This is a genomic window from Trueperaceae bacterium (assembly GCA_031581195.1).
Classification (GTDB): Bacteria; Deinococcota; Deinococci; order Deinococcales; family Trueperaceae; genus SLSQ01.
In genome coordinates, this window is record JAVLCF010000026.1 from 1 (window position 1) to 22,687 (window position 22,687).

At 75.3% G+C, this 22,687-nt stretch carries 24 protein-coding genes; 14 read left to right on the plus strand and 10 right to left on the minus strand.

The window, feature by feature from the left end; all coding sequences use genetic code 11:
* Nucleotides 1–19: 19 nt before the first annotated feature.
* The 3 genes from RI554_03820 to RI554_03830 all read right to left on the minus strand — a co-directional run bounded on the left by RI554_03820 (nt 20) and on the right by RI554_03830 (nt 2,578).
* Nucleotides 20–445 (minus strand): hypothetical protein, encoded by a 426-nt coding sequence (locus RI554_03820; GenBank protein MDR9391136.1) that lies wholly within the window; start codon nt 443–445, stop codon nt 20–22.
* Between the two features lie 71 nt (nt 446–516).
* Complete coding sequence (locus RI554_03825; GenBank protein MDR9391137.1) at nt 517–1,851, minus strand: cytochrome P450; 1,335 nt, start codon at nt 1,849–1,851, stop codon at nt 517–519.
* 1 nt (nt 1,852) lies between these two features.
* Nucleotides 1,853–2,578 carry a Crp/Fnr family transcriptional regulator gene (locus tag RI554_03830; GenBank protein MDR9391138.1) on the minus strand — a complete coding sequence of 242 codons (726 nt, stop codon included), beginning with the start codon at nt 2,576–2,578 and terminating at the stop codon, nt 1,853–1,855.
* Nucleotides 2,579–2,617: 39 nt separating this feature from the next.
* Here RI554_03830 and RI554_03835 point away from each other — a divergent pair, with 39 nt between their 5' ends.
* Nucleotides 2,618–3,301, plus strand: a complete 684-nt coding sequence (locus tag RI554_03835; GenBank protein ID MDR9391139.1) for an ABC transporter ATP-binding protein — start codon at nt 2,618–2,620, stop codon at nt 3,299–3,301.
* 19 nt (nt 3,302–3,320) lie between these two features.
* Here the strand turns inward: RI554_03835 and RI554_03840 are convergent, their stop codons facing one another.
* On the minus strand, nt 3,321–3,920 hold the full coding sequence (locus RI554_03840; protein MDR9391140.1) for a hypothetical protein: 600 nt from the start codon (nt 3,918–3,920) through the stop codon (nt 3,321–3,323).
* Between the two features lie 56 nt (nt 3,921–3,976).
* On the opposite strand from RI554_03840, the gene RI554_03845 reads away from it, so the two are divergent.
* Nucleotides 3,977–4,957, plus strand: coding sequence for a class I mannose-6-phosphate isomerase (locus RI554_03845; protein MDR9391141.1), 981 nt, complete (start codon nt 3,977–3,979; stop codon nt 4,955–4,957).
* Nucleotides 4,954–5,736, plus strand: a complete 783-nt coding sequence (locus RI554_03850; GenBank protein ID MDR9391142.1) for an alpha/beta fold hydrolase — start codon at nt 4,954–4,956, stop codon at nt 5,734–5,736. The genes RI554_03845 and RI554_03850 overlap by 4 nt, the downstream gene beginning before the upstream one ends.
* Nucleotides 5,737–5,752: 16 nt before the next feature.
* On the opposite strand, the gene RI554_03855 is transcribed toward RI554_03850, so the two are convergent.
* Both RI554_03855 and RI554_03860 read right to left on the minus strand, forming a co-directional pair.
* Nucleotides 5,753–6,472: an HNH endonuclease gene (locus tag RI554_03855; GenBank protein MDR9391143.1), complete on the minus strand. Its 720-nt coding sequence runs from the start codon at nt 6,470–6,472 to the stop codon at nt 5,753–5,755.
* Nucleotides 6,473–6,511: 39 nt separating this feature from the next.
* A complete protein-coding gene (locus tag RI554_03860) occupies nt 6,512–7,633 on the minus strand; it encodes a D-alanine--D-alanine ligase family protein (protein MDR9391144.1) in 1,122 nt (373 codons plus the stop codon).
* A 204-nt stretch (nt 7,634–7,837) separates the two neighbouring features.
* Here RI554_03860 and RI554_03865 point away from each other — a divergent pair, with 204 nt between their 5' ends.
* Genes RI554_03865 through RI554_03880 form a run of 4 tightly spaced genes read left to right on the plus strand, consistent with a single transcriptional unit; the run spans nt 7,838 to nt 13,219 of the window.
* Nucleotides 7,838–9,343 carry an ABC transporter substrate-binding protein gene (locus RI554_03865; protein MDR9391145.1) on the plus strand — a complete coding sequence of 502 codons (1,506 nt, stop codon included), beginning with the start codon at nt 7,838–7,840 and terminating at the stop codon, nt 9,341–9,343.
* The gene (locus tag RI554_03870; protein ID MDR9391146.1) at nt 9,340–10,233 is read left to right on the plus strand and encodes an ABC transporter permease; all 894 of its coding nucleotides are present in this window, start codon (nt 9,340–9,342) and stop codon (nt 10,231–10,233) included. Before RI554_03865 ends, RI554_03870 begins: the two co-directional genes overlap by 4 nt.
* Nucleotides 10,230–12,278, plus strand: a complete 2,049-nt coding sequence (locus tag RI554_03875; GenBank protein MDR9391147.1) for an ABC transporter ATP-binding protein — start codon at nt 10,230–10,232, stop codon at nt 12,276–12,278. Before RI554_03870 ends, RI554_03875 begins: the two co-directional genes overlap by 4 nt.
* Nucleotides 12,275–13,219: an ABC transporter permease gene (locus RI554_03880; protein MDR9391148.1), complete on the plus strand. Its 945-nt coding sequence runs from the start codon at nt 12,275–12,277 to the stop codon at nt 13,217–13,219. The genes RI554_03875 and RI554_03880 overlap by 4 nt, the downstream gene beginning before the upstream one ends.
* A gap of 1 nt (nt 13,220) precedes the next feature.
* Here RI554_03880 and RI554_03885 read toward each other — a convergent pair whose 3' ends face one another.
* The 3 genes from RI554_03885 to RI554_03895 are packed head-to-tail and all read right to left on the minus strand — an operon-like array spanning nt 13,221 to nt 17,693.
* Nucleotides 13,221–14,030, minus strand: coding sequence for an ABC transporter ATP-binding protein (locus tag RI554_03885; GenBank protein ID MDR9391149.1), 810 nt, complete (start codon nt 14,028–14,030; stop codon nt 13,221–13,223).
* Entirely contained in the window at nt 14,027–16,588 is a 2,562-nt protein-coding gene (locus RI554_03890; GenBank protein ID MDR9391150.1) for an FtsX-like permease family protein, read from the minus strand. The genes RI554_03885 and RI554_03890 overlap by 4 nt, the downstream gene beginning before the upstream one ends.
* A 7-nt stretch (nt 16,589–16,595) precedes the next feature.
* Complete coding sequence (locus RI554_03895; protein MDR9391151.1) at nt 16,596–17,693, minus strand: tRNA-dihydrouridine synthase; 1,098 nt, start codon at nt 17,691–17,693, stop codon at nt 16,596–16,598.
* 161 nt (nt 17,694–17,854) lie between these two features.
* On the opposite strand from RI554_03895, the gene efp reads away from it, so the two are divergent.
* Genes efp through RI554_03930 form a run of 7 tightly spaced genes read left to right on the plus strand, consistent with a single transcriptional unit; the run spans nt 17,855 to nt 22,331 of the window.
* On the plus strand, nt 17,855–18,412 hold the full coding sequence (gene efp / locus RI554_03900; protein MDR9391152.1) for an elongation factor P: 558 nt from the start codon (nt 17,855–17,857) through the stop codon (nt 18,410–18,412).
* Nucleotides 18,412–18,891 (plus strand): acetyl-CoA carboxylase biotin carboxyl carrier protein, encoded by a 480-nt coding sequence (gene accB / locus RI554_03905; GenBank protein ID MDR9391153.1) that lies wholly within the window; start codon nt 18,412–18,414, stop codon nt 18,889–18,891. Before efp ends, accB begins: the two co-directional genes overlap by 1 nt.
* Before the next feature lie 5 nt (nt 18,892–18,896).
* On the plus strand, nt 18,897–20,234 hold the full coding sequence (gene accC, locus RI554_03910; protein ID MDR9391154.1) for an acetyl-CoA carboxylase biotin carboxylase subunit: 1,338 nt from the start codon (nt 18,897–18,899) through the stop codon (nt 20,232–20,234).
* Between the two features lie 19 nt (nt 20,235–20,253).
* Entirely contained in the window at nt 20,254–20,610 is a 357-nt protein-coding gene (locus RI554_03915; GenBank protein ID MDR9391155.1) for an Asp23/Gls24 family envelope stress response protein, read from the plus strand.
* Nucleotides 20,603–21,055: a transcription antitermination factor NusB gene (gene nusB / locus RI554_03920; GenBank protein ID MDR9391156.1), complete on the plus strand. Its 453-nt coding sequence runs from the start codon at nt 20,603–20,605 to the stop codon at nt 21,053–21,055. The genes RI554_03915 and nusB overlap by 8 nt, the downstream gene beginning before the upstream one ends.
* Nucleotides 21,052–21,894 (plus strand): bifunctional 5,10-methylenetetrahydrofolate dehydrogenase/5,10-methenyltetrahydrofolate cyclohydrolase, encoded by an 843-nt coding sequence (locus tag RI554_03925; protein MDR9391157.1) that lies wholly within the window; start codon nt 21,052–21,054, stop codon nt 21,892–21,894. Before nusB ends, RI554_03925 begins: the two co-directional genes overlap by 4 nt.
* Nucleotides 21,891–22,331, plus strand: coding sequence for a divergent PAP2 family protein (locus RI554_03930; GenBank protein ID MDR9391158.1), 441 nt, complete (start codon nt 21,891–21,893; stop codon nt 22,329–22,331). The genes RI554_03925 and RI554_03930 overlap by 4 nt, the downstream gene beginning before the upstream one ends.
* On the opposite strand, the gene RI554_03935 is transcribed toward RI554_03930, so the two are convergent.
* The coding region (locus RI554_03935) for a hypothetical protein (GenBank protein ID MDR9391159.1) at nt 22,328–22,687 on the minus strand (360 nt) is incomplete at its 5' end. The genes RI554_03930 and RI554_03935 overlap by 4 nt on opposite strands.

The following is a 22,687-nucleotide window of genomic DNA, read 5'->3' on the forward strand; positions in this document are numbered from 1 at the left end:
CGGCGCGAACGCGCCGGCGTCACTCGGCGATCGCGTCCATCGTCACGCGTTTCGGTGCGTGCAGGACCGGCACCGCCTCGAGCGGCCCGAGCGCCTCGCCGGGCAGCAGGTCGCGCTGCGCGTCGGGGACCAGGCCCCGGGCGTCCGCGATGCGGAGGAGGTCCACCGCCCGCAGGAACACGGACGGTTCGCCCGGCGGGTGGATGGCGTCCAGCGTGCCGAGAAGGCCCTTCATGACGGTGGGGGCGCCCCACTCCAGCAGCCAGAGGATCTGCTCCAGGGCCACGCGCTCGGGGTGGTCCGCCGCGAAGGCGCGCGGGGTGAAGGCGTCCGGGCGCCCCGCGAGGAGCGCGTCGACGATGTCCTCCTGCGTGGGGGTGGGCCCGGCGGCGGGGGCGCGAACGAAGTAGACGGGCGTGAGGACGTCGAGTTCGTAGTAGGTCATGGGGGGATCGTGCCCCGCCCCCGCGGGTCCGCTCGGTGGACCGTGCCGGCCTCTCCGGCCCTCCGGTCCGCTCAGTCGCGGCGCGGACGCAGGCGGACCGGCAGGCCCCCCTCGGGCTGCAGCGTCATGCCGACCGGTCGGCGCGGCCGCGGGTCGACCGGCTCCACGTCGTACCGACCGAACAGGAGCGCAAGCCCCGCCTTCACGAGCGCCGTGGAGGTCCCCGCGCCGATGCAGTAGCGCGCGCCGTACCCGAACGGCAGGTACCCGAACGGGTCGGGCGGCGCCCCCGCGAAGCGGTCGGGCCGGAAGGCGTCGGGCGCGTCGTAGAGGCGGGGGTCGCGGTGCGTGAGCAGGACCGACAGCGCCACCCGGCGCCCGGCGGGCACGTCGGTGCCGGCGATCCGCACGGGCCGCGTGGTGCGCCGCAGGACGGCGGCCGCCGGCGGCCGGACCCGCAGGACCTCCTTCAGGTACCGGTCGAGGGCGGGGACCCCCTGCGCGTCGGCGGGGGAGACGTCGTGCAGCGCGTGGCGCAGGTCGCGCCCGGCGTCGGGGTGCTCGAACGCGAGCTGCACCGCCCACGCCAGGGCGGCGGACGTCGTGTCGAACCCGGCGGAGATCAGGCTCAGGCTCTGGTCCCGCAGTTCCTGCCGCGACAGGGCCGGCCGGCCCTCCGTGTCGCGTTGGGCCATCAACAGGTCCAGCGCGCCGCCCGACACGCCGTCGCGTGGGGCGGCCACGTCGAACGCCGCCTCGCGACGCGCGAGCTCGGCGTGGAGGGCGGCGTCCACCCGCCGGCGGGCCGCGACGAACCGCGCCCACGGCGTCCCCGGGAGCGGCACCTTCCACTGCTGCTCGAGCATCGGCCGGCCCGGGAAATCCATGAGGGCGTTCACGTCCCGCAACCAGGCGTCGTCCCGCGCGAGGGGCGCGTCGCCCAGCACGATGCCGGCGATCACCCGCACGAGGCGCGGCCGGAGGTCGCGGTAGAGGTCCACGGTCTCCCCACGCCGCGCGACCCGCTCGAACCAGGGCCCGAGCTCCGCCTCCCCGCGCGCCAACCACGCGCCGACCTCGCGCCCGTGGAACGCCGGTTGCACCGCCCTGCGGCGGGGCTTGTGCTCCGGTTCGTCGCTGTGGATCAACGCCGTCGCACCCCCGACCGGCCGGAGGAAGTCGTAGCCGCCGCGTTGCGAGAAGGCGTCCGCCTCCTCCAGCAGGACGGTGCGGGCGGCGTCGCGCCCCACGAACCAGGCGAAGCGGATCGGGCCGAACCCGAACGTGAAGGCGTCCCCGTAGCGCGCGTGCAGGTCCCGCACCGCGCCGTGCAGGTCCTCCCCCGCGGCCGACAGGACGCGCAGGTGCTCGCGCCCGCGCGGGCTCGGGACGGGGGTGGCGGTCACGTCAGCGGATGTCGTGCAGGATCTCTTCGAGGCCTTCGACGTGCAGCAGCACGATCTCCTTCGGGCGGGTGTCGATCACCTGCTCGCCCTCGAGCGCCTTGAGCGCCCGCGTCACCGTCTCCCGGCTGGTGCCCGCCATGTTGGCGAGCTCCTGGTGCGTGAGGTGCACGACCGGCGGCCCCCCGTCGAGGTGCACGATCCCGGAGCGGTACAGCTGCAACAGCACGTACGCCACCCGGCCCTGCGCGTCCTGGTAGGACAGGATCTGCGCTTCGTCGTCCATCCCCCGCAGGCGCGCCGCGAGCGTGGCGTTGACGTTCAAGCCCACCTGCGGGTGGGTCTGCATCAGGTGCCGGAAGTCGTCGTCGAACAACAAGAACGCGGTCACGTCCTCCACCGCGAGCGCCGTCGCGCTGCGCTCCCCCGCGGTGAGGGGCGCCATCTCCCCGAAGTACTCGGGCGGCCGCAGCATCGCCAACGTCTTCTCGTGCCCCCCGAGATCGACCTTGGAGAGCTTCACGACGCCCTCGTGCAGCAGGTAGACCGCCTCCCCGACGTCCCCCTCGCGGAACAGCACGTCCCCCGCCGCGAACCGGCGGCGCTGGACCGCGTCGGCGACGATGCCGAGGAGGCGGTCGTCGGCGTCGGCGAAGAGCGGCACGCCGCGCAGGTAGGCGATGCGCTCGGTGCGGGACGGGCCGGGGGCGTCGGGGGCGGCTTCGTTCATGCGAACCGTACGCTATCACGCCCCTGGTACCCTCCGCCCGTGACGTTCGCCCTACGGTGCCGCGCCTTGCGGCGTACCTTCGACACCCCGTCGGGCCCCCTCCGGGTCCTGGACGGCGTCGACCTCGACGTCGCGCCGGGGGAGGTCGTGGCGATCCTCGGGCCGTCGGGCAGCGGCAAGACGACCCTCCTGCACCTCCTCGCCGGCCTCGACCGGCCCACGTCGGGCGAGGTCTGGTGGGGCGACCTGGCGGTGCACGACCGCCCCCCGCGGGCGTGGGCCCGCGAGCGTGCGGCGCACGTCGGGCTGGTGTTTCAGGACCCGCACCTCGTCGGGGAGCTCGACGCCACCGCCAACGTCGAGCTCCCGGGCCGCTTCGCGGGTCGACGCACCCCCGGGCGCGCCGCGGCGCTGTTGGAGGAGGTCGGGCTGGCCGCGCGCGCCTCCGCCCGCCCGGGCACGCTGTCGGGGGGCGAACGCCAGCGCGTGGCGCTAGCGCGCGCGTGGTACCTCGATCCGCCGCTGCTGCTCGCCGACGAACCGACCGGAAGCCTCGACCGGGCGACGGCGGCGCAGGTGTTCGAGCGGTTGGTGGACCTCGCCCGCTCGCAAGGGCGGGCGGTGCTGATGGTCACGCACGACGAGGGGTTGGTCCGCGACGTCGACGCCCGCTACCGCCTTGCCGGCGGTCGCCTCACGCGCGACGCGGAGACCGCCCGCTGACGGCGGGCCGGCCGCGCGCTCAGGAGGGGGCGTCGCCGTCGTTCGCGACGTCGCGCCGCTCCGCGAACCGCACGAGCCACCGGCGGACGCGCGGACGGAGGCGGTGCACGCCGTACAGGATCGGCAGCAACGCCAACGCGGTCAGCACGAGCGCCGCGTCGTTGACGAGCAGGCGCTCGCCCGCCCAGGCCGACACCACCAGCCAGGGCACCCGCGCCCCCATCGCCGTCGCCCACAAGCCCCGCGCCGATAGCGACGAGAGGCCGGCCGCCATCACCGCGACGTCGAGGTTGAGGATGAGGAACACGACGAACCACACCGCGTACGAGCGGACCCCCAGGAACGCCTCCCATTCGCTCCACACGCGCTCGGGCACCAGGCGGCGCATCGCCCGCCGACCCAACTGCCGCGACAGAAGCAGCGCCAGCCCCGCCCCGAGCGCCAGCCCCACGAGCCCGTAGAAGATCGCGGGCAGCGTCCCGAACGCCGTCCCGCCGATCGCGGCGATGAGGGGCGTGGGGATCACCGGGATCAACGCCGCCAACAGGAACCCGGCGACGTACCATGCGGGCGCCCACCACCCCTGGGACGTGATCAGCGCCGACAACCCTTCGACCATGCCCCCAAGCGTACGCCACCTTCGCGGAGGGCATCGTCCGGCGGTATCCTCGCGCCGTGCCTGCGCCCCATCCGGTTCGCCTCCGCCCGCGGCTGTACGCCCGCCCCTGGGGCGGCGACGCGTTGCGCGCCCTGCCCGGCGCGGTGCCGCCCGACGGCCCCGGGCCGGTCGGGGAGGCCTGGCTGGCCGACGGCGACGCCCCGGTGCTCGGGGGGCCGTGGGACGGCGCGACGCTCGCGGCGCTCGCCGCCGACGACCCCGCCGGCTGGCTCGGGCGGGCCGCCGCTCCCGGGGACGTCCGCATCCCGGTCCTCGTGAAGCTCCTCGACCCGGCCGCCTGGTTGTCGGTCCAGGTCCATCCCGACGACGCGTACGCGCGCCGGCGGCACCCGGACCGCCCGGACCGCGGCAAGGTCGAGACGTGGCGCGTCCTCGAGGCGCCCGCCGGCGCGACGGTCGCCTGGGGGTTCGACGCCGCCACGACGCCCGACGCGGTGCGCGCCGCGATCGACGCGGGGACGCTCGCGGGGCGCCTCCGCCCCCTCCCGGTCGTGCCGGGCGACGTGGTGCACAACCCGGCGGGGACCGTGCACGCGTTGGGGCCCGGCGTCCGCGTCCTCGAGGTGCAGCAGGCGTCGGACCTCACCTACCGCCTGGACGACCACGGCCGCGTGGGGCCGGACGGGGCGCCCCGCGCCCTGCACGTCGACGACGCCCTCGCCGTCGCCGACCTATCCGGTGCGCCGCCCGCGCCGCCGGACCTCGAGCCGGTCGAGGTGGGCTGGACGAACCGGGCGACCTGCCCCCACTACGCCCTGGACGAGGCGGACGTCGCCGGGGAGGTCGAGGGGGCCGCCACCGGACGGTTGCCGCACGTCCTGACGGTCGCGTCGGGGGCGCTCCGCCTGACGGCCGGCGAGCGGACGTGGGCGGCGCCGGAGGGCGCCACCTTCTGGCTGCCCCCCGGCACGCCGCCCGTGCGCCTCGCGGGACGCGGCCTCGTCCTCCGCGCCCGCCCGACCGAGGTCGATGCGTGAGCGACGCCCGGGCCGGGCGGCGGCGCGTGGCGCGGTGGACGGGGGCGGCGCTCGTGGCGGCGGGCCTCGTCGCCGCCGGGGCGCTCGCGACGTGGCTCCCGCCGGGCCCGTTGGTGCCCGCCGCGGACGCGGCGGTCGCGGGCGTGTCCGCGTCGTCGGTGCGCATCGCGGCGTACGACGCAGCTGGCGGCGGCGTCGAGGTCGCGCCGCGCGACGGCGCGGCGGACGTGACGTTCGTGCTGTACCCGGGCGGCCGGGTGCGGCCGCACGCCTACGCCTGGATCGGGGTGGCGCTCGCGCCGGCGGGCGTACGCACGCTGATCCCCACCCTGCCGCTCGACCTGGCGGTGTTCGCCCGCGACCGCCTCGACGCGTTGCGCGAGGCGGACCTGGTGGGCGCGGGCCCGGTCGTGCTCGGCGGGCACTCGTTGGGGGGCGCGATGGCGGTCGCGCACCTGGCGCGCCGGGCGCCGGACGCGGTGGACGGTCTGGTGCTGATGGGGGCGTACCCCGCGGCGGGGGACGACCTGTCGGACCGCGCGTGGCCGACCCTCGTGCTCGCCGCGGAGCTCGACGGCCTCGCGACGGAGGCCGAGGTGACGGCGGGCCTCGAGCGGCTTCCGGGACGCGCGGACCTCGTCGCCATCGAGGGGGCGGTGCACGCCTTCTTCGGGCGCTACGGACCGCAGCGGGGGGACGGCCGACCCACGGTGCCGCGCGCCGCGGCGGAGCGCGCGGTGCGCGCGGCGCTCGAGGGGTTCTTCGCGTCGCTGCGCTGACGACCGTGCGCGCGGGTCAGTACCCCTCGGGCAGGTAGCGCCGCCAGATGGGGTCGACGTCGGCCAGCAGCCCGTAGGCGCTGCTGAACACGAAGCGGGGCGCGCGCGGCGCCCGCGCGAGCGTCATGCGCGCCTCCTCCGGCGTCCGGTCGCGCTTCTTGGCGTTGCAGGAGCGGCAGCAGGCGACGACGTTCTCCCAACTGGTCGGGCCCCCGCGACTGCGGGGCACGACGTGGTCGAGGGTGAGGTCGCTGCCGCGGGTGCCGCAGTACTGACAGCGGTGGTCGTCGCGGCGAAACAGGTTGCGGCGGTTGAACGCCACCTTCTGGCGGCCGGGTCGACGCACGTACCGCGCGAGGCGCACGACGCTGGGGACCGGCACCGCCTGCGACGGGGTCCGGAGGAACGTGTCGGCGTCCTCGACGCGGATCGCGACGTCGGTCATCAACAGTTGAATGGCGCGTTTGACGCTGCAGACGTGCAGCGGTTCGAAGCTGGCGTTGAGGATGAGGACGCGGGCGGCGGCGGGGTCGGTGAGCGGCTCGAGCCCGAGGAGTTCCGCGAGGTGGGCCTCCTCGTTCGCACCGTCGTTCGGGCCGTCGGCCGCGACGCCGTACGGCGTCGGCGGGGCGCCCGCCGGCGCGTCGCCGGCCTGCGCGTCGCCCGCCTGCGCGTCGCCCGCGGGGGCGGCGTCGGGGGGCTTACGGGTCGGGTCGGCGTCGTGCGCGGAGCTCACCTCCGCCTCGAGGCTACCGCATGCCCGGGGCGGGGGGCGTCAGCCCGGGGGGCGCGCGACGGCGAGGTCGAGGAGGCGGGCGACGAGCGCGGGGTAGGGCAGACCCCCGGCGTGCCAGAGGCGCGGGTACATCGAGCGGGCGGTGAAGCCGGGGAGGGTGTTGACCTCGTTGACGAGGAGGGCCCCGTCGGGCCCGAGGAACAGGTCGACGCGCGCGAGCCCCTCGAGGCCGAGGGCGTCGAACGCGCGCAGCGCGAGGGCCCGGGCGGCGTCGGCGGTGGCGGCGTCGAGGGGGGCGGGGACGCGCAACTCCGTCGCGTCGCCGGCGTACTTGTGGGCGTAGTCGTAGAACGCGCCGCCGGGCACGACGACCTCGCCGACGGGGGAGGCGTCGGGGGGGCGGCCGTCCAGGACCGCCACCTCGAGCTCGCGGGCGCCCTCCGCCGCCGCCTCGACGACCCCGCGCGGGTCGTGCCGGAACGCGTCGTCGAGGGCGGCGTCCTGCTCCGCGGCGGTGCGTACGCGTGCGATGCCGACCGAGCTGCCGAGGTTGGCGGGCTTCACGAACCGCGGCCAGGGGAGGTCGGCGAGGTGCGCGCGGGCCGCTTCGGGGTCGTCCGCCACGGCGTCGCGATGCACCGCCCGCCAGGCGACCTGGGGGACGTCGGCGGCGGCGAGGACCTGCTTCATGACGATCTTGTCCATCGCGACGGCGCTCGCGCGGACGCCCGCCCCGACGTACGCGACGCCGGCGGCGTCCAGCAGGCCCTGCAGGCGCCCGTCCTCCCCGCCGGGCCCGTGCAGCAGGGGGAGCACGACCGGCGTCGCGCCGACCGCGTCGGCGCGGGCGACCAGGTCGCGCAGGGCGGCGGCCAGGTCGTCGAGGAGCGCGAGGCGCGGGGTGGGGTCCGGCGCGGGGCGCGCGGGGGCGGGGGGGACGCCCCCGCCCGCGGCGCGGAGGGCGGCGCGGCTCGCGTCGGGGGACAGCAGGCCGCGCCCGTCGCGGCGGAGGACGCGCGGCGTCCAGTCGGCGACGGTGCCGGCCTCCTGCAGGAGCGAGGCGGCGGAGGCGAGGGAGACGGCGTGCTCGTCGGAGGGCCCGCCGCAGAGCAGCAGGACGGGGCGTCCGGCCGCGGTCGTGTCGGCCTCCGTCGCGCTCACGGCGTCCCCCACGTGTGTACATTACACATCATGAGCAGCATACGCCTGTGGGGGGTGGGCGTCAAACGCGGCCCCACCACGAACCGTGCGGCCCGACCGTGGTCCAGCGAACCGTCGTTCCGCCCGACGCCACGTACCCTCCCCCCGACCGCAGCTCGCTCGGCGACGCCGTCGCCCACGCCCCCGCCCCCTCAGGAGGCCCCCATGCTCGTCCGCACCCACTTCTGCACGCGCCTCGGCGTGCACGTGTCCGCCGCCGTTCTCGCCCTCGCCCTGCTCGCCGGGCTCGCCGGCGCGCAGACCCTGCGCGCCGGCATCGGCATCCCCGTCCAACTCGACCCCGCCTTCGCGTCCAGCGACGCGGAGATCCTCGTGCTCTCCAACGTCTACGACTACCTCGTCGAGATCGACGCGAACAACGACGTCCAGCCCGGCCTGGCGACCGACTGGACGACGTCGGACGACGGCGTCGTCTGGACCTTCACGCTGCGCGAGGACGTCACCTTCCACTCCGGCGCGGCGTTCGACCCCGACGACGTCGTCGCCACGTTCGACCGGCTCCGCGACCCCGACGCCGACCTCGCGACGAGCGACCTGTACGCCAACGTCGAGACCGTCGAGGCGACCGGACCGAACGAGGTGACCTTCACCCTCGCCGACCCCAACCCGTTCTTCCTCTACGACCTCTCCGACAACCACGCGGTCGTGCACGACGCCGACGCCGACGACTTCGGCACGACGTTCGACGGGACCGGCCCGTTCCGCGTCGCGTCGTACGCCGCGGAGGACCGCATGCGCCTCGAGGCGGTCGAGGACCACTGGAACGCGCCGGGCGTCGACGCCATCGACCTGGTGTTCTTCAGCGAGCAGTCCGCCGCCGTGAACGCGCTGCGCGGCGGGCAACTCGACCTGGTCCTGCGCATGTCGACGCCCCTCTACCAGAGCCTCGAGGGAGCCGACGGCATCGAACGCACCCGCGTCGCGACGAACGCCTTCGACCTCGTCCGGCTCCGCGCCGACCGCGCGCCGGGCGACGACCCCCGCGTCGTCGAGGCGATGAAGCTCGCCGTCGACCGCGAAGCGATCCGCGCCTTCGTCGGCGGCGGCCTCTCCGCCGCCGCCCTCGACACGCCGGTCGGGCCGCTCTACGACGCCTACCACCGGCCCGACCTCACGCCGCCCGAACGCGACGTCGAGCGCGCCCGCGCGCTGCTGGCCGACGCCGGGTACGCCGACGGCCTCGAACTCACCCTCCACGTCCCCGACAGCGGCGACCGCCCCGACCTCGCCGTCGTCCTCAAGGACCAACTCGACGACGCCGGCTTCGACATCGACGTCCAGGTCCAACCCGAAAGCGTCTACTACGGCGAAGGCGGCTGGCTCGACGTCGACTTCGGCATCACCGGTTGGGGGTCGCGCCCGACCCCGCAGTTCTACTTCGAGACGATGATCGCCTGCGACGCCGTCTGGAACGAGGCGCACTACTGCGACCCCGAGGTCGACGCCCTCATCGACGAGGCGGGCGCCACCCTCGACGAGGACGTGCGGCGCGCCGCCTACGCCGACCTGCAGCGCATCCTCGCGACCGAAGGGCCCTACGTCATCCCCTACTTCTTCCCGCAGTTCGCCGCCCTGAGCGACGCGTACGAGGGGCTCGCCCTCAAGGCGTTCCCCGGCCGCACCGACCTGGCCGCCCTCCAGCCTCGGTGAGCGCCCCGCGCGCGGCCGGCGCGACGTTCGCCGGCGCCGGCGCGCGGACGCCCCGCCGGCGCGGTGCGCTCGGCGTGGTGCGCAGCCTCTACGACCGGCCGGCGAGCGCGATCGGCACCACCGGGGTGCTCCTCTTCCTCGCGCTCGCGGCGGTCGGGCCCCTCGTCGCGCCGTACGGCCCCACCGACCAGGTGCTCCTCGACCGCTCGCAGGCGCCCAGCGCCGCGCACTGGTTCGGCACCGACCGCCTCGGCCGCGACGTGTTCAGTCGCGTCGTGGCCGGCGCCCGCGACATCCTCCTCCTCGCCGGCGGCGGGACCGCCCTCGCGGTCCTGCTCGGCACCGCCACCGGCCTGTGGACGTCGGCGCGCGGCGGGTGGCTCGAGGAGGTCACCTTCCGCCTCTACGACGCGCTCCTCGCGCTCCCCGCGCTGTTGTTGGCGTTGTTGTTGCTCGGCACCGTCGGCCCCTCGCGCGCCAGCGTCCTGCTCGTCATCGCGGTCGCCTACACCCCGATCGTCGCGCGCGTCGTGCGCAGCGTTGTGCTCAGCGTCAAGGCGCGCGAGTGGGTCGCCGCCGCCCGCCTCCAGGGGGAATCCGGCCGTTGGATCCTGCTGCGCGAAATCCTCCCCAGCGTCCTGCCCGCCCTCGCGGTCGAAAGCGCACTCCGCTTCAGTTACGCCATCTTCCTCGTCGCCTCCCTCGGGTTCCTCGGCGTCGGGGTGCAACCCCCGTCCCCCGACTGGGGCCTCATGGTCGCCGAAGCTCGCGACTACGTGTACCTGACCCCCTGGTCGCTCGCCTTCCCCGCCGCCGCCATCAGCGGCCTCGTCGTCAGCGTCAACCTCGCCGCCGACGGCCTCGGGCGGGCGTTGCGGAGCGGCGCGTGAACGCCGGACTGGCGCTCCGCGACGTCACCGTCGCCTACGGCGATACCGACGTCCTGCACGGCATCGACCTCGACGTCGCACCGGGGGAGACCGTCGGCCTCGTCGGCGAATCGGGGAGCGGCAAGTCCACGCTCGCCCTCGCCGCCCTCCGCGCCCTCCCGCCCGGCGGCACCGTCCGTCGGGGACGCATCACGCTGGCCGGCGACGACCTCCTCGCGATGGACGCCGCCCACCTCGCGGCCCTCTGGCGTCACCGCGTCCGCTTCGTGCCGCAGGACCCGCTCCCCTCCATGAACCCCGCCCTCACGGTCGGACTGCAGCTGGCGGAGGCGCTCGACCCGCTCCAGCCGCGCCGCGCCGACCTCGCCGAGGTCGACGCGATGCTGGACGCCGTCGGGCTGCCCGACCCCGCCCGCGTCCGCCGCCGCTACCCGTTCGAGCTGTCCGGCGGCCAACAACAACGCGTCATGATCGCCATGGCGCTCCTGGGCCGCCCCGAACTCCTGGTGATGGACGAACCCACCACCAACCTGGACGTCACCACCGAAGCCGCCATCCTCGAGCTGGTCCAAGAGCGCGTACGGGACGGCCGGACCGCCGTCCTGTACGTCAGTCACAGCCTCGGCGTCGTCGCCGCCCTCTGCGACCGCGTCGAGGTCCTCTACGCCGGCCGCGGCGTCGAACGCGCCGACGTCCGCGACCTCTACCGCGCCCCCGTCCACCCGTACACCGTCGGTCTCCTCGACGCCGTGCCGGACCTGGCCCGCGGCAAGGGGCACGCCCCCCTCCGACCCATCCCCGGCCGCCTCCCCACGCCCGGCGACACGGACGGCGGCTGCGTCTTCGCGCCCCGCTGCCCCGTCGCGGAGCCCACCTGCCGGTCGAGCGAACCCCCCCTCGCCCCGATCGCGGACCGGCACGACGTCGCCTGCCTCCGCGCGGACGCGATCCACGACGGCGTTCTCTCGCCCCGGCAGCCCGCCCCCACCCCTCCGGACGCGCCCCCCGCGGAGCACGGCACCTCGCTGCACGCCGACGGGCTCGCTGCGAGCTTCGCGGCGCGCGCCCGCCTCGTCGACCGGCTCCGCGGGCGCGCCCGACCGCGTCTGCAGGCCCTGCGCGGCGTCAACCTGCACGTCCCCGCCGGCCGGACGCTCGGCCTCGTCGGCGAGTCGGGCAGCGGCAAGAGCACCTTCGCGCGCGCCGTCGTGGGGCTCGAGACGCCCGACGCCGGCACGGTCACCCTCGACCGGACGGCGCTCCCCGCGCGCCTCCGCGACCGACCCCGCGACCTGCTCGCGCGCCTGCAGATGGTGTTCCAATCCAGCGACGAGGCGCTGCACCCCTACCGCACCGTCGGCGCGACGTTGCGGCGGCCCCTGCACCGCCTAGCGGGCGTCCCCGCCCACGAGCTGGACGCCGCCGTCGCGGATCTGCTCGCGTCGGTTGCGCTGACGCCCGCCTACGCGGGGCGGACGCCCCCCGAACTCTCGGGCGGCGAACGCCAACGCGTCGCCATCGCCCGCGCCTTCGCCAGCGACCCCGAAGTGCTGTTGCTCGACGAGTCGGTCTCCGGCCTGGACGTCAGCGTCCAAGCGTCGGTCCTCAACCTCCTCGACGACCTACAACGCGCACGCGGCGCGAGCTACCTGTTCATCGGGCACGACCTCGCCGTCGTCGCGCACCTCGCCGACGAGGTGGCGGTCCTGTACCTCGGGGCGGTCGCGGAGGCCGGCCCGACCGACGCCCTCCTCACCCCACCCTTCCACCCGTACACCGAAGCGCTGTTGGCCGCCGTGCCGCGCCCCGACCCGGGCGCCCGGGCCGCGCGCGCCCCCCTCGAGGGGGACCTGCCCAGCCCCCAGGACGTGCCCGCCGGGTGTCCCTTCGCGACGCGCTGCCCCCGCGTCCTCGGGTCGGTCTGCCACGACGAGACGCCGCCGGAACGGTGGAGCGACGACGGGCGCCACCGCATCCGCTGCCACATCCCCCGCCCCGACCTCGCCGCCGTCCAGGCGGACCTCGACCTGCGGGAGGCACCGTGATCGCCTTCCTGCTCCGCCGCACCGGCTTCCTGGCCCTGACGGTCCTGCTGGCCTCGATGCTGGTGTTCGCCGTCACGAACCTCCTGCCCGGGGACCCCGCCCGCATCCTGCTCGGGCGCGAGGCGGGCCCCGCCGCCCTCGCGCAGGTCCGCAGCGACCTCGGCCTCGACCGGAGCGTCCCGGTGCGCTACGCCACCTGGTTGGCCGGAGCGGCGCGCGGCGATTGGGGCACCAGCTTCGCGACCGGCGAGCCGATCGGGCCGCTCCTCGGCGAGCGGCTCGGCAACAGCTTGCGCCTGGCCGGCGTCACCCTCGCGTTCGCCGTCCCGCTCGCGATCGGCCTCGGGGTCCTCGCCGCCGTCCAGGCCGGCCGCTGGCCCGACGCCGTCGTCAGCCTCTCCAGCCTCGCCGTCGTCGGCCTCCCCGAGTTCGTGACCGGCATCGTCCTCATCCAGGTGTTCGCGTTCGGGCTGGGGTGGTTCCCCGCCAACGCCTCGATCCCGCCCGACACGCCGTTCCTCGAGGCCCTGCCGTCGCTGGTGCTGCCCGCCGCCACCGCGACGCTCGTGATGCTCGCCTACGTCGCTCGCCTCACCCGCGCCAGCGTCCTCGAGGAGCTGCGCCGCCCCTACCTCCGCACCGCGCTTCTCAAGGGCGTCCCCCGCCGCACGGTGCTGCGCCGGCACGCCCTGCGCAACGCCCTGTTGCCCACCATCACCGTCGTCGCGATCAGCGTCGGGTGGTTGATCAGCGGGTTGATCGTCGTCGAGAACGTCTTCAACTACCCCGGCCTCGGACGGCTCCTGACGTTCGCCATCGACCGCCGCGACCTGCCCCTCCTGCAGGCCGTAACGCTGGTCGCCGTCGTCGTGTTCGCCCTCGCGAACCTCGTCGCCGACGTGCTCTACGCCTGGCTGGACCCGCGCATCCGGCTCGCCTGACTCAGACGCCCGCGAACGCCGCGATGCGTTCGCGGGCGTCCGCGGCGTCGGCCGCCACCTCGCCCGCGACGCGCCCGTCGCGCAGGAACACGATCCGGTCGGCCCGCAACGCCGCGTTCGGGTCGTGCGTCACCATCGCGACCGTCCACCCGCGCGCGTCCACGCCGCGCCGCAACAGGTCGAGGACCTCCCCCCCGGTGGTGCTGTCGAGGTTCCCCGTCGGCTCGTCCGCGAGGACGACGACCGGGTCGTTCACCAACGCCCGCGCGATCGCGACGCGTTGGCGTTGCCCTCCCGACAACTGTTCGGGGCGGTGGTCGAGCCGCTCCTGGATGCCGAGGTCCTGCGCGAGATCCCGGAGGCGCGCTTCGCCCTCGGACCGTCGTCCGGCGACCTCGGCGGGCAACAGCACGTTCTCGCGGGCCGACAGGTTCGGCAGCAACTCGAACGTCTGGAACACGAACCCGACGTCGTCGCGACGCATGCGCGTCGCGGCGTCGTCGTCGAGGTCCGCCGTCGGGCGCCCGTCGAGCGCGACGCGGCCCGCGTCGGGCACGTCCAACAGGCCCAGGAGGTGAAGCAGCGTCGATTTGCCGCTCCCCGAGGGGCCCATCACCGCGAGGAAGGTGCCGCGCTCTACGTCGAGCGACACGTCGTGCAACGCCGGGATCGCCACCTCCCCCAGGCGGTACGCCTTCGTCAAGCCGACCGCCCGGACGGCGGGCGTCGACGCGCGCGAGGGGGCGTCGGGGGCGTCGTGCGGAGGGTCGGTCGGGCCGACCGTCGCGGGCGGGGTGGGGGCGTCGTTCACGTGCTTCCTTTCAGCGCCTCGATCGGGGCGAGGCGGGCCGCGCGGCGCGCGGGGGCCCAGGAGGCGAGCAGCCCCACGAGCGGAGAGGCGAGCAACGCCACCCCCACCAGGGACCAGGGGACCGCCGGATCGAGTTCGTAGCCGGTCAGCGCCTCCGCGCCGGCGGTCACGACGTCGGCGAGGGCGAGCCCGAAGGCGACCCCCAGGACGCTGCCGAGCACGACGACGACGAGGCCCTCCGCGACGACGATGCGGCGCACCCCGTCGCGGGAGACGCCCAGCACCCGCAAGGTCGCCAGGTCCCGACCGCGGGTCGCGAGGTTCATCCCCAGCGTGTTCGCCACCCCCAACGCCGCGATGGCGACCGCCAACCCCAACAACGTGTTCGTCGCCCGAAACGTGCGTTGGCTCAACGTCACGATCTCCGCCTTGTAGGCGTCGTTCGGGGTCGCGTCGAGGTAGAGCTCCGGGAAGCGCGCGCGGAGGTCGGCGGCGACGGCGGACGGGTCCGCCGCCGGGTCGAGGAGCAGGACGTACAGGTCCGGCGTGCCGCCCCCGAACCGCTCGAGCGCATCGATCGACGCAATGACCGTCTCGCCGCCCCCGGTGAAGTCGACGACGACCCCGCCGACCCGGAAGGGGGCGAACCCGTCGCGCGTCCGGAGGTCGGCGACGTCGCCGACCCCCAGGCCGTAGCGTTCCTGCATCGTCGCGGAGATCAACACGCCGTCGTTCGACCGGAGCGTCGCGTACCCCTGCGCATCGTCGCCCTGTTCGCCGACGTACAGAAACCGCCCGAAGTCGAGGGCGGGATCGAAGCGGGCGGGATCCACCAGGATCAACGCCACCGTCCGGCCGCGCGCCGCGTCCGGCGGCCGGTAGCGCACCGCGCGGATTCCGACGCCCGAGGCGACGTCGACCGCGGGCAACGCGGTGAGGCGCGCCTCGAAGTCGTCGGGGAAGGCGACGGGGGAGGTGACGAACAGGTCGCCCGTGATCGTCGCGTCCACCCAGTCGGAGATCTCGGCGTTGATGCCGGCCACCATCGCCCCCACCCCGATCACGAGGCCGGTACCGACGACGACGGTGCCGACCGCGACGCCGTTGCGGTTGGCGCTGCGCGCCGCGAACGCGCTCGCTAGGTCCCCCGCCACCCCGAACGCCCCGCGCAACGCCGGACGCGCGACGCGGAACGCCGGGCCGAGGAGGGCGCGGGCGGTGAGGGACACGCCGATCGAGAACGCCGCCATCGCGACGGCGGCCGCCGCGAGGGCGGTGGGGCCCTCCCACGGCACGCGCGTGACGGCGAGGCCGACGAGGATCGCCGCGACGCCCCACCGCACGGCGCTGGGCAGCTGCGCCGCTTCCGCCGCCCGCCGGGCGGCGAGCGGCGCCGCGCGCGACGCGAGGCGGGCGGGCCACGACCCCGCCACCAGCGCGACGGCGACGCCGCCGGCGGCGGCGGTCGCGACCGCCGTCCAGGGCACCACCAGGCCGCGCACCTCGAAGCCGAGCCCGAAGGCGTTCGCCCACGTCAGGACCCACGCGAGCGCGATCCCGAACGCCACGCCGAACACGACGCCTGCGGCGGCGACGAGGGCCGCCTCGAACATGGCGAGGCGACGCACGTCGCGGCGTCGCAACGCCACCGTCCGCAACAACGCGTACGTGCGGGTGCGCTCCACGACGCTCGCCATGAAGGTGTTGTAGGCCAGGAACCCCCCCAACGCCAGCAACGTCGCGGCCAACACCAGCAGGCCCGCCTGCAACGTCTCGACGATGCCGCCCGCCAGCTCCCCCCGTCCGGCCGGCGCGCCGACGTCGTACCGGGCGTCGAGGGTCGCTTCGAGCGCCGCTCGCAGGGTCGCGACGTCGACGCCCGGCGCCGCCTCGATCTCGAGCAGCGAGGCGCGCCCGTCGAGGCGGACGGCGCTCTGCACCGCTGCGAGGGGCGCGAGGGCGACCCGCCCGCCGTTGCTGGAGCCGTACCCGGTGGCGCCGTCGACGAGGCCGACCAGCCCGAACGTCGCCTCCCCGAAGCGGGTGGCGAAGGCGACGTCGTCGCCGACGGCGAAGCCGCGGGCCTCCGCGAACGGGCGGGCCATCACCAGCGCCGCTTCGTTCGGGGCCGGCCAGCGGCCCGCGACGAGGTCGGCGGGGAGCGCATCGGGGGCCGCCATGGCGCGGCCGGAGAGCTGGAAGCCGCTGTCGACGCCGGGCACGACCGGCGGGACGTACCCCTCGACCTCGCGCACCGGCTCGACCCGGGCGTTCAGGACCGGCGCGACGGCGGCGACCTCCGGCAGGGCCCGCACGACGTCCTCGACCGGGTCGAGGGGCATCACCGCCCGCCCGCCGGCGCCGGGCGTCACGAGGAGGTCGGCGCGTCCGACGGTCGCCGCGAAGTCCGCCTGCAGGTTGCTGCGCACGTTCGCGCCGACCGACAACGACGCCAGCACCGCCGCGATGCCGACCCCCACCCCCACGACCGTGGCGGCGGTCCGCCACGGGTGCCGCAGCAGGTTCCGTACCGCCAAGCGCAGCAGGACGCGGGTCACGCGCCCCTCACCCGCGCCCCGCGGCGGCGGGGACGGCGGACGGTCCTGCGCCGGGGTCGGCGTCGGTGGCAGGGGACGGCGCTGCGCTGGAGGCCGTCCCGTGCAGGGCGGCCACCTCGTGGGCGGCGACCGACTCGTGTGCGGCGGCCGCCCGGTGCGCGGCGACCGCCGCCGCGCCCCCGGGGGTGGTGGCGAGCGCGGCGTGCACGTCGGCGCGAGTGTCGACGCGAACCAGCGCGTCGCGCAGCCCGCGCGCCTCGGGGTGGCGTTCGGCGTACGTCGCGAGGTGCGCCCGGAGGCCGCGGAGGCCGCGCGCTTCGCCGGCGTGCGCCACCTGCAGGTCGACGTGCCGGAGGAGCACCGCGGCGGCCTCCCGCCAGCCGCGCGGGGCGCCCCCCCGCACCTCGTCGAAGATCCACGGCCGGCCCAACGCCCCCCGCGCGATCATCACGCCGACCCCCCGTGCCTGGAGGGCGTGCGCCGCAGCGGGGTCGTCGACGTCGCCGGAGTACAGCACCGGTACGGGACTCCAGGCGGCGACGTCGAGGATCGGGGCGGGGTCGGCGGCGCCGCCGTACTTCGCGGCCGCGGTCCGGCCGTGCACCGCGAGGGCGGCGACGCCGCCCTCCACCAGGGCGCGGGCGACTGCGTCCAGTTCGACGCGGTCGCGCCCCAAGCGGGTCTTCGCCGACACGGGCAGGCCGGTCGCGTCGCGGATCGCAGTCACGATCCGGGCGGCGCCCACCGGATCGCCGATCAGGCGCGCGCCGCAGCCCTTGTCGAGGATCTTCTTCACGGGACACCCCATGTTCAGGTCGAACGCCGCAGGCGCGAAGCGGTCCTGCAGGAGGCGCGCCGCGGCGGCAGCCTCGTCGGGGTCGGCGGCGAAGAGTTGGATGACGACGTCCGGTTCGCCGGGGTAGGGCGCGGGGATCGCCAGACTGCGTTCGTCGCCCTTCGCGAGGGCGCGAGCGCTGACCATTTCCGTCACCGCCCAGGCGCTGCCGTGCTCGCGGGCGAGACGCCGGAACGGCGCGTCGCTGAACCCCGCCATCGGGGCCAACACCGCACCCCCCTGCGCCAATCGGGCCGCGAAGACGTTCACGACGCCAGCCTACCCGCGGCACCGGGGGGCGCGCGTACCCACACCGAACGCGGAGGGGCCACCGAGGCCGCCGGCGGGGCCCGAGCCGGCGGTCCGGGGCGAGGTGGTAGACTCGCGCCCGGCACGAAATCGACCGGGCTTCGGCCCGTGGGAGGGTGACGATGATCAGCGTGACCGATCTACGAAACGGCACGAAGGTGGAGATGGACGGCGGCCTGTGGGAGTGCCTCGACTTCCAGCACCAGAAGATCGGCCGGGGCGGCGCGAAGGTCGTCGCCAAGTTCAAGAACCTCGAGAGCGGCAGCATCGTCGAGCGGACGTTCAACGCCTCGGAGAAGCTGGCCGACATCTTCATCGACTACAAGACGATGCAGTTCCTGTTCTCCGACGGGGACCTGTTCACGTTCATGGATCTCGAGACGTACGACCAACCGACGTTGGACCGCGCCCAGATCGGGGATGCGGCGAAGTGGTTGAAGCCCAACACCGAGGTCACCGTCGATTACTACGGCGAGAAGGCGCTCAAGGTCACGCTCCCCAACGTCATCGAGCTCGCCATCACCGAGACCGACCCGGGCGTGAAGGGCGACACCGTGTCGGGCGGCAGCAAGCCCGCCACCCTCGAGACCGGCGCGGTCGTGCAGGTCCCGCTGTTCGTCGACCCGGGCACCGTCGTGCGCGTCGACACCCGCTCCGGCGAGTACCTCGGGCGCGTCTGATGGACGTCAAGGAGGTCAAGAAGCTCCTCGACGCGGTGACGGCGGCCGACGTCGACGAGTTCCGCTACGAAACGGCGGACGTCCGCATCGAGGTGAAGCGCAACGGCGTGTCCGCGGCGGCGCCCGCGCCGGCCCCGGTCGCGCCGGCCGCGGCCCCCGCCCCCGCGCCCGCGGTGGCGAACGCCCCCGCGGCGGGCGACGCCGCGCCCGCACCGGAGGCGGCGGAGCCCGGCGACGGGCTGGTGGACGTCAAGGCGCCGATCGTCGGCACCTTCTACGCCGCGCCGGCGCCCGACGCGGAGCCGTTCGTGAAGGTCGGCGACCGCGTCGAGGCGGGCGCCGTGTTGTGCATCCTCGAGGCGATGAAGTTGATGAACGAGATCGAGGCGGAGGTCGCCGGCACGGTCCGCGAGGTCCTGGTCCGCAACGAGGAGCCGGTCGAGTACGGGCAGGTGCTCGTGCGCATCGCTCCGGACTGAGTCGCGTGATCTCGAAACTGCTCGTCGCCAACCGCGGAGAGATCGCCCTGCGGATCCTACGGGCCGCCCGCGAGCTGGGCGTCACGACCGTCGTCGCCTACTCCGAAGCGGACGCGTCGAGCCTCCCGGTGCTGCTCGCCGACGAAGCGGTCTGCATCGGGCCGCCCGCCGCCCGCGACTCCTACCTGAACGTCCACAACCTGCTGGCGGCCGCGCTGGTGTCGGGCTGCGAAGCGATCCACCCCGGGTACGGCTTCCTCGCCGAGAACGCGGAGTTCGCGCAGATGTGCGAGGAACACAACCTGATCTTCGTCGGGCCGCGCCCCGACACCATCCGGCGCATCGGCGACAAGGCCAGCGCGCGCGCCCTCGCCGACGCGGCCGGCGTGCCCATCACGCCCGGCTCCGGTCCGCTCGAGGACCTGGCGTCCGCCGCACGCTTCGCGGACGAGGTCGGCTACCCGGTCATCCTCAAGGCGTCCGCCGGCGGTGGGGGGCGCGGCATGCGGGTCGTGCACGAACCTGGGGAGCTCGAACGGCAGTACCACGCCGCCCGCGAGGAGGCGCGCAGCGCCTTCGGGAACGCCGAGGTGTACCTCGAGGCGTTCCTCGAGGAACCCCGGCACGTCGAGGTGCAGGTGTTCGGGGATGGAGCGGGGGAGGTCGTGCACCTGTTCGACCGCGACTGTTCGCTGCAGCGGCGCTACCAGAAGGTCCTCGAGGAGGCCCCGAGCCCCGTGGGGGACGACCTGCGCGCCCGCGTCGCGGCGTCGGCGGTGGCGCTCGCGAAGACCCTCGACTACCGCGGGGCGGGCACCGTCGAGTTCCTCGTCGACGCGAAGGGGCGGCACTTCTTCAGCGAAATGAACACCCGCATCCAGGTCGAGCACCCCGCGACGGAGTTGGTGACCGGTACCGACCTCGTCGCGCAACAGATCCGCCTTGCGGCGGGGGAGGCGCTCCCCTGGCGACAGGAGGACCTCACGGTGCGAGGGCACGCGATCGAGGTGCGCATCAACGCCGAGGATCCCGACCGCGACTTCCGGCCGGCGGCCGGCGTCGTGCGGGAGGTGTTGTGGCCGGGCGGCCCGGGGGTGCGCGTCGATTCGCACGTGTACGCCGGCTACGCGATCCCGCCGAACTACGATAGCCTCGTGGCGAAGATCCTCGCGTGGGGCCCCACCCGCGACGACGCGATCGCCCGCATGCGGCGGGCGCTGCGAGAGACGGTGATCGACGGCGTGACCACGACCCTGGCGTTCCACCTGCGCGTCCTCGACGACCCGGCGTTCCAGCGCGGCGAGGTCTCCACGCACTTCGTTCCCCGGATGTTGGCGTCTTGATGCGCCGGAGGAGGTCCCCATGAGCGACGCGACGACTCCGCACCTCGGGCAGGACGTGCTGTTCGGCATCGCCCAGCTCGCCCTCGAGCAGGTGGACGGCCTGCGGCCGTTGGCGCCCCCCGCGCGCGTCGGCGAGTTCCTGACCGGTCGGCGCGCGAAGGGGATCCGCATTGACCGCGACGGCGACGTCGTGGACGTCGACCTCAACGTCACGGTCCGCTACGGCACCGAGATCCCCGCCGTCGCCGACCGCGCGAAGCGCGTGGTGCGCGAGGCGGTCGCCAGCATGACCGGGCTCGAGGTCCGGTCGGTGCGCGTCACCGTCACCGGCATCGACGTGGGCGACGCCGCCGACGCGGACGGTGCGGATGGCTAGACGGCGCGCCCGCGAGCTGGCCTTCCGGGCGTTGTTCCAAGCGGACCGGGGCGGTACCGACCTCGACGCCACCTGGCGGCAGATCCGCAGCGAGGTCGGCGAAACCGACGAGGACGGCTACGGCGACGTGCTCGACGCGGACGCCCTCGCGTTCGCCGAACGCCTCGTGCACGCCTACCGCGACCACCGGGACGCGATCGACGGGGCCCTCGCCGACCGCATCGAGGGCTGGACGTTCCCGCAGATGGCGCAGACCGACCTGAACGTCCTCCGTCTCGCCCTGACCGAGCTGCGCTACGAGGACGACGTCCCCCCGCGCGTGACGCTCGAGATGGCGGTCCGGCTCGCGAAGCGGTTCGGGGGCGAGGAGTCGGGCCGGTTCGTCAACGGCGTGCTCGGGTCGTTCCACCGCGACGCGGAGGCCGACCTGGCGGGGTCGGCGTGAGCGCGACCGTCCTCGACGGGCGCGCCGTCGCCGCGGCGGTGTTGGCCGACGTGCGCGCGGACGCCGCGGCGATGGATCCCGCTCCGCGGCTGGTGTTCGTCCGCGCGAGCGACGACCCGGCCGGCGCGTCGTACGTCCGCAGCAAAGGCAAACGCGCGGGGACGGCCGGCGTGCGGCACGAGACGCGGGTCGTGCCGAGCGACGCGACGGACGCGGACCTGCACGCCCTCCTGGAGGCCCTGAACGGCGACGACGACGTCGATGGCGTGCTGCTGCAGCTTCCGTTGTACCCGCACCTCGACGCCGACGCGGCGCTGCTGCGCATCGCGCCGGAGAAGGACGTCGACGGCCTCCACCCCATGAACGTGGGTCGCTTGTGGAGTGGGCGTTCGGCCCTTGCGCCCGCGACGCCCGCCGGCCTGTTGGCGATCCTGGATCACCACGACATCCCGCTCGAGGGGCGTGAGGTGGTCGTCGTCGGGCGTAGCGACCTGGTGGGGAAGCCCGCCGCCGCGTCGTTCCTGCGGCGGAACGCGACGGTGACGGTGGCGCACTCGCGGACGCGGGACCTGGCGGACGTCACGCGCCGCGCCGACGTGCTGGTGGCCGCCGCCGGCGTGCCCGGCATGATTACGCCCGATCACGTCCGCGCAGGCGCCGTCGTCCTCGACGTCGGGCAGGCGCCGGTCGACGGGGTGTTGCGCGGCGACGTCGCGCCGGACGTCGCGCGCGTCGCGGGGGCGCTCACGCCGACGCCGGGCGGGACCGGCCCGATGACGGTCGCGATGGTCGTCGCGAACACCGTGCAGGCGGCCCGCATGCGGCGGGGGGCGGCGTGAGCGACGCGCTCGTGTACGGGCCGCTCGGTGCGGCGGTCGTCGCGACCGTCGTCGCGCAGCTCATCAAGCTGGTGTTGGCCGCCGCGACGGAGCGGCGCTTCGCGCCGGAACGGTTGCTGGAGACCGGCGGCATGCCGTCCTCGCACAGCGCCTCCGTCGCGGCGCTCGCGACGGCGCTGGGGATGACGGAGGGCGTCACGTCGCCGGTGTTCGCCGTCGCGATGGTCCTTGCCGGCATCGTGATGTACGACGCGACCGGCATCCGTCGGGCGGCGGGCATGCAGGCGCAACTCATCAACGACCTCGTCGAGGAACTCGGGCACCTGTTCGACGAGGGGTTCCAGCCCGACGCGTTGCAGACGTTGCTGGGTCACACGTACCCGCAGGTGCTGGTCGGGGCGCTCTTGGGCGTCGCGACCGCCGTCGTGCTCGTTTAGGCCGACGGTTCCGAGCGTCCGCCCGCGAGGTCGGGGTTCCGGTCGGCGCGGGCGACGACCGCGACGCGGACCTCCCGCGCGCCGGCGGCGAGGAGGGCGTCGCGCGCCGCGCGCGCCGTCGCGCCGGTCGTCCAGACGTCGTCGATCAGCAGGAGGGGGAGGGGCGGGAGGCGCGCCGCAGCGAACGCGCCCGCGACGTTCGCGTCGCGGGCCGCGCCGCGCGTCCGCGCTTGGCGTTCGGTAGCGCGAATGCGCCGAAGCCCGCGCCAGCGAGGCCGCGCGAGGGCGGTCGCGACGGCGCTCGCGAGGCGGTCGGCCTGGTCGTACCCGCGTGCCCGGCGGCGGCGGGGGTGGAG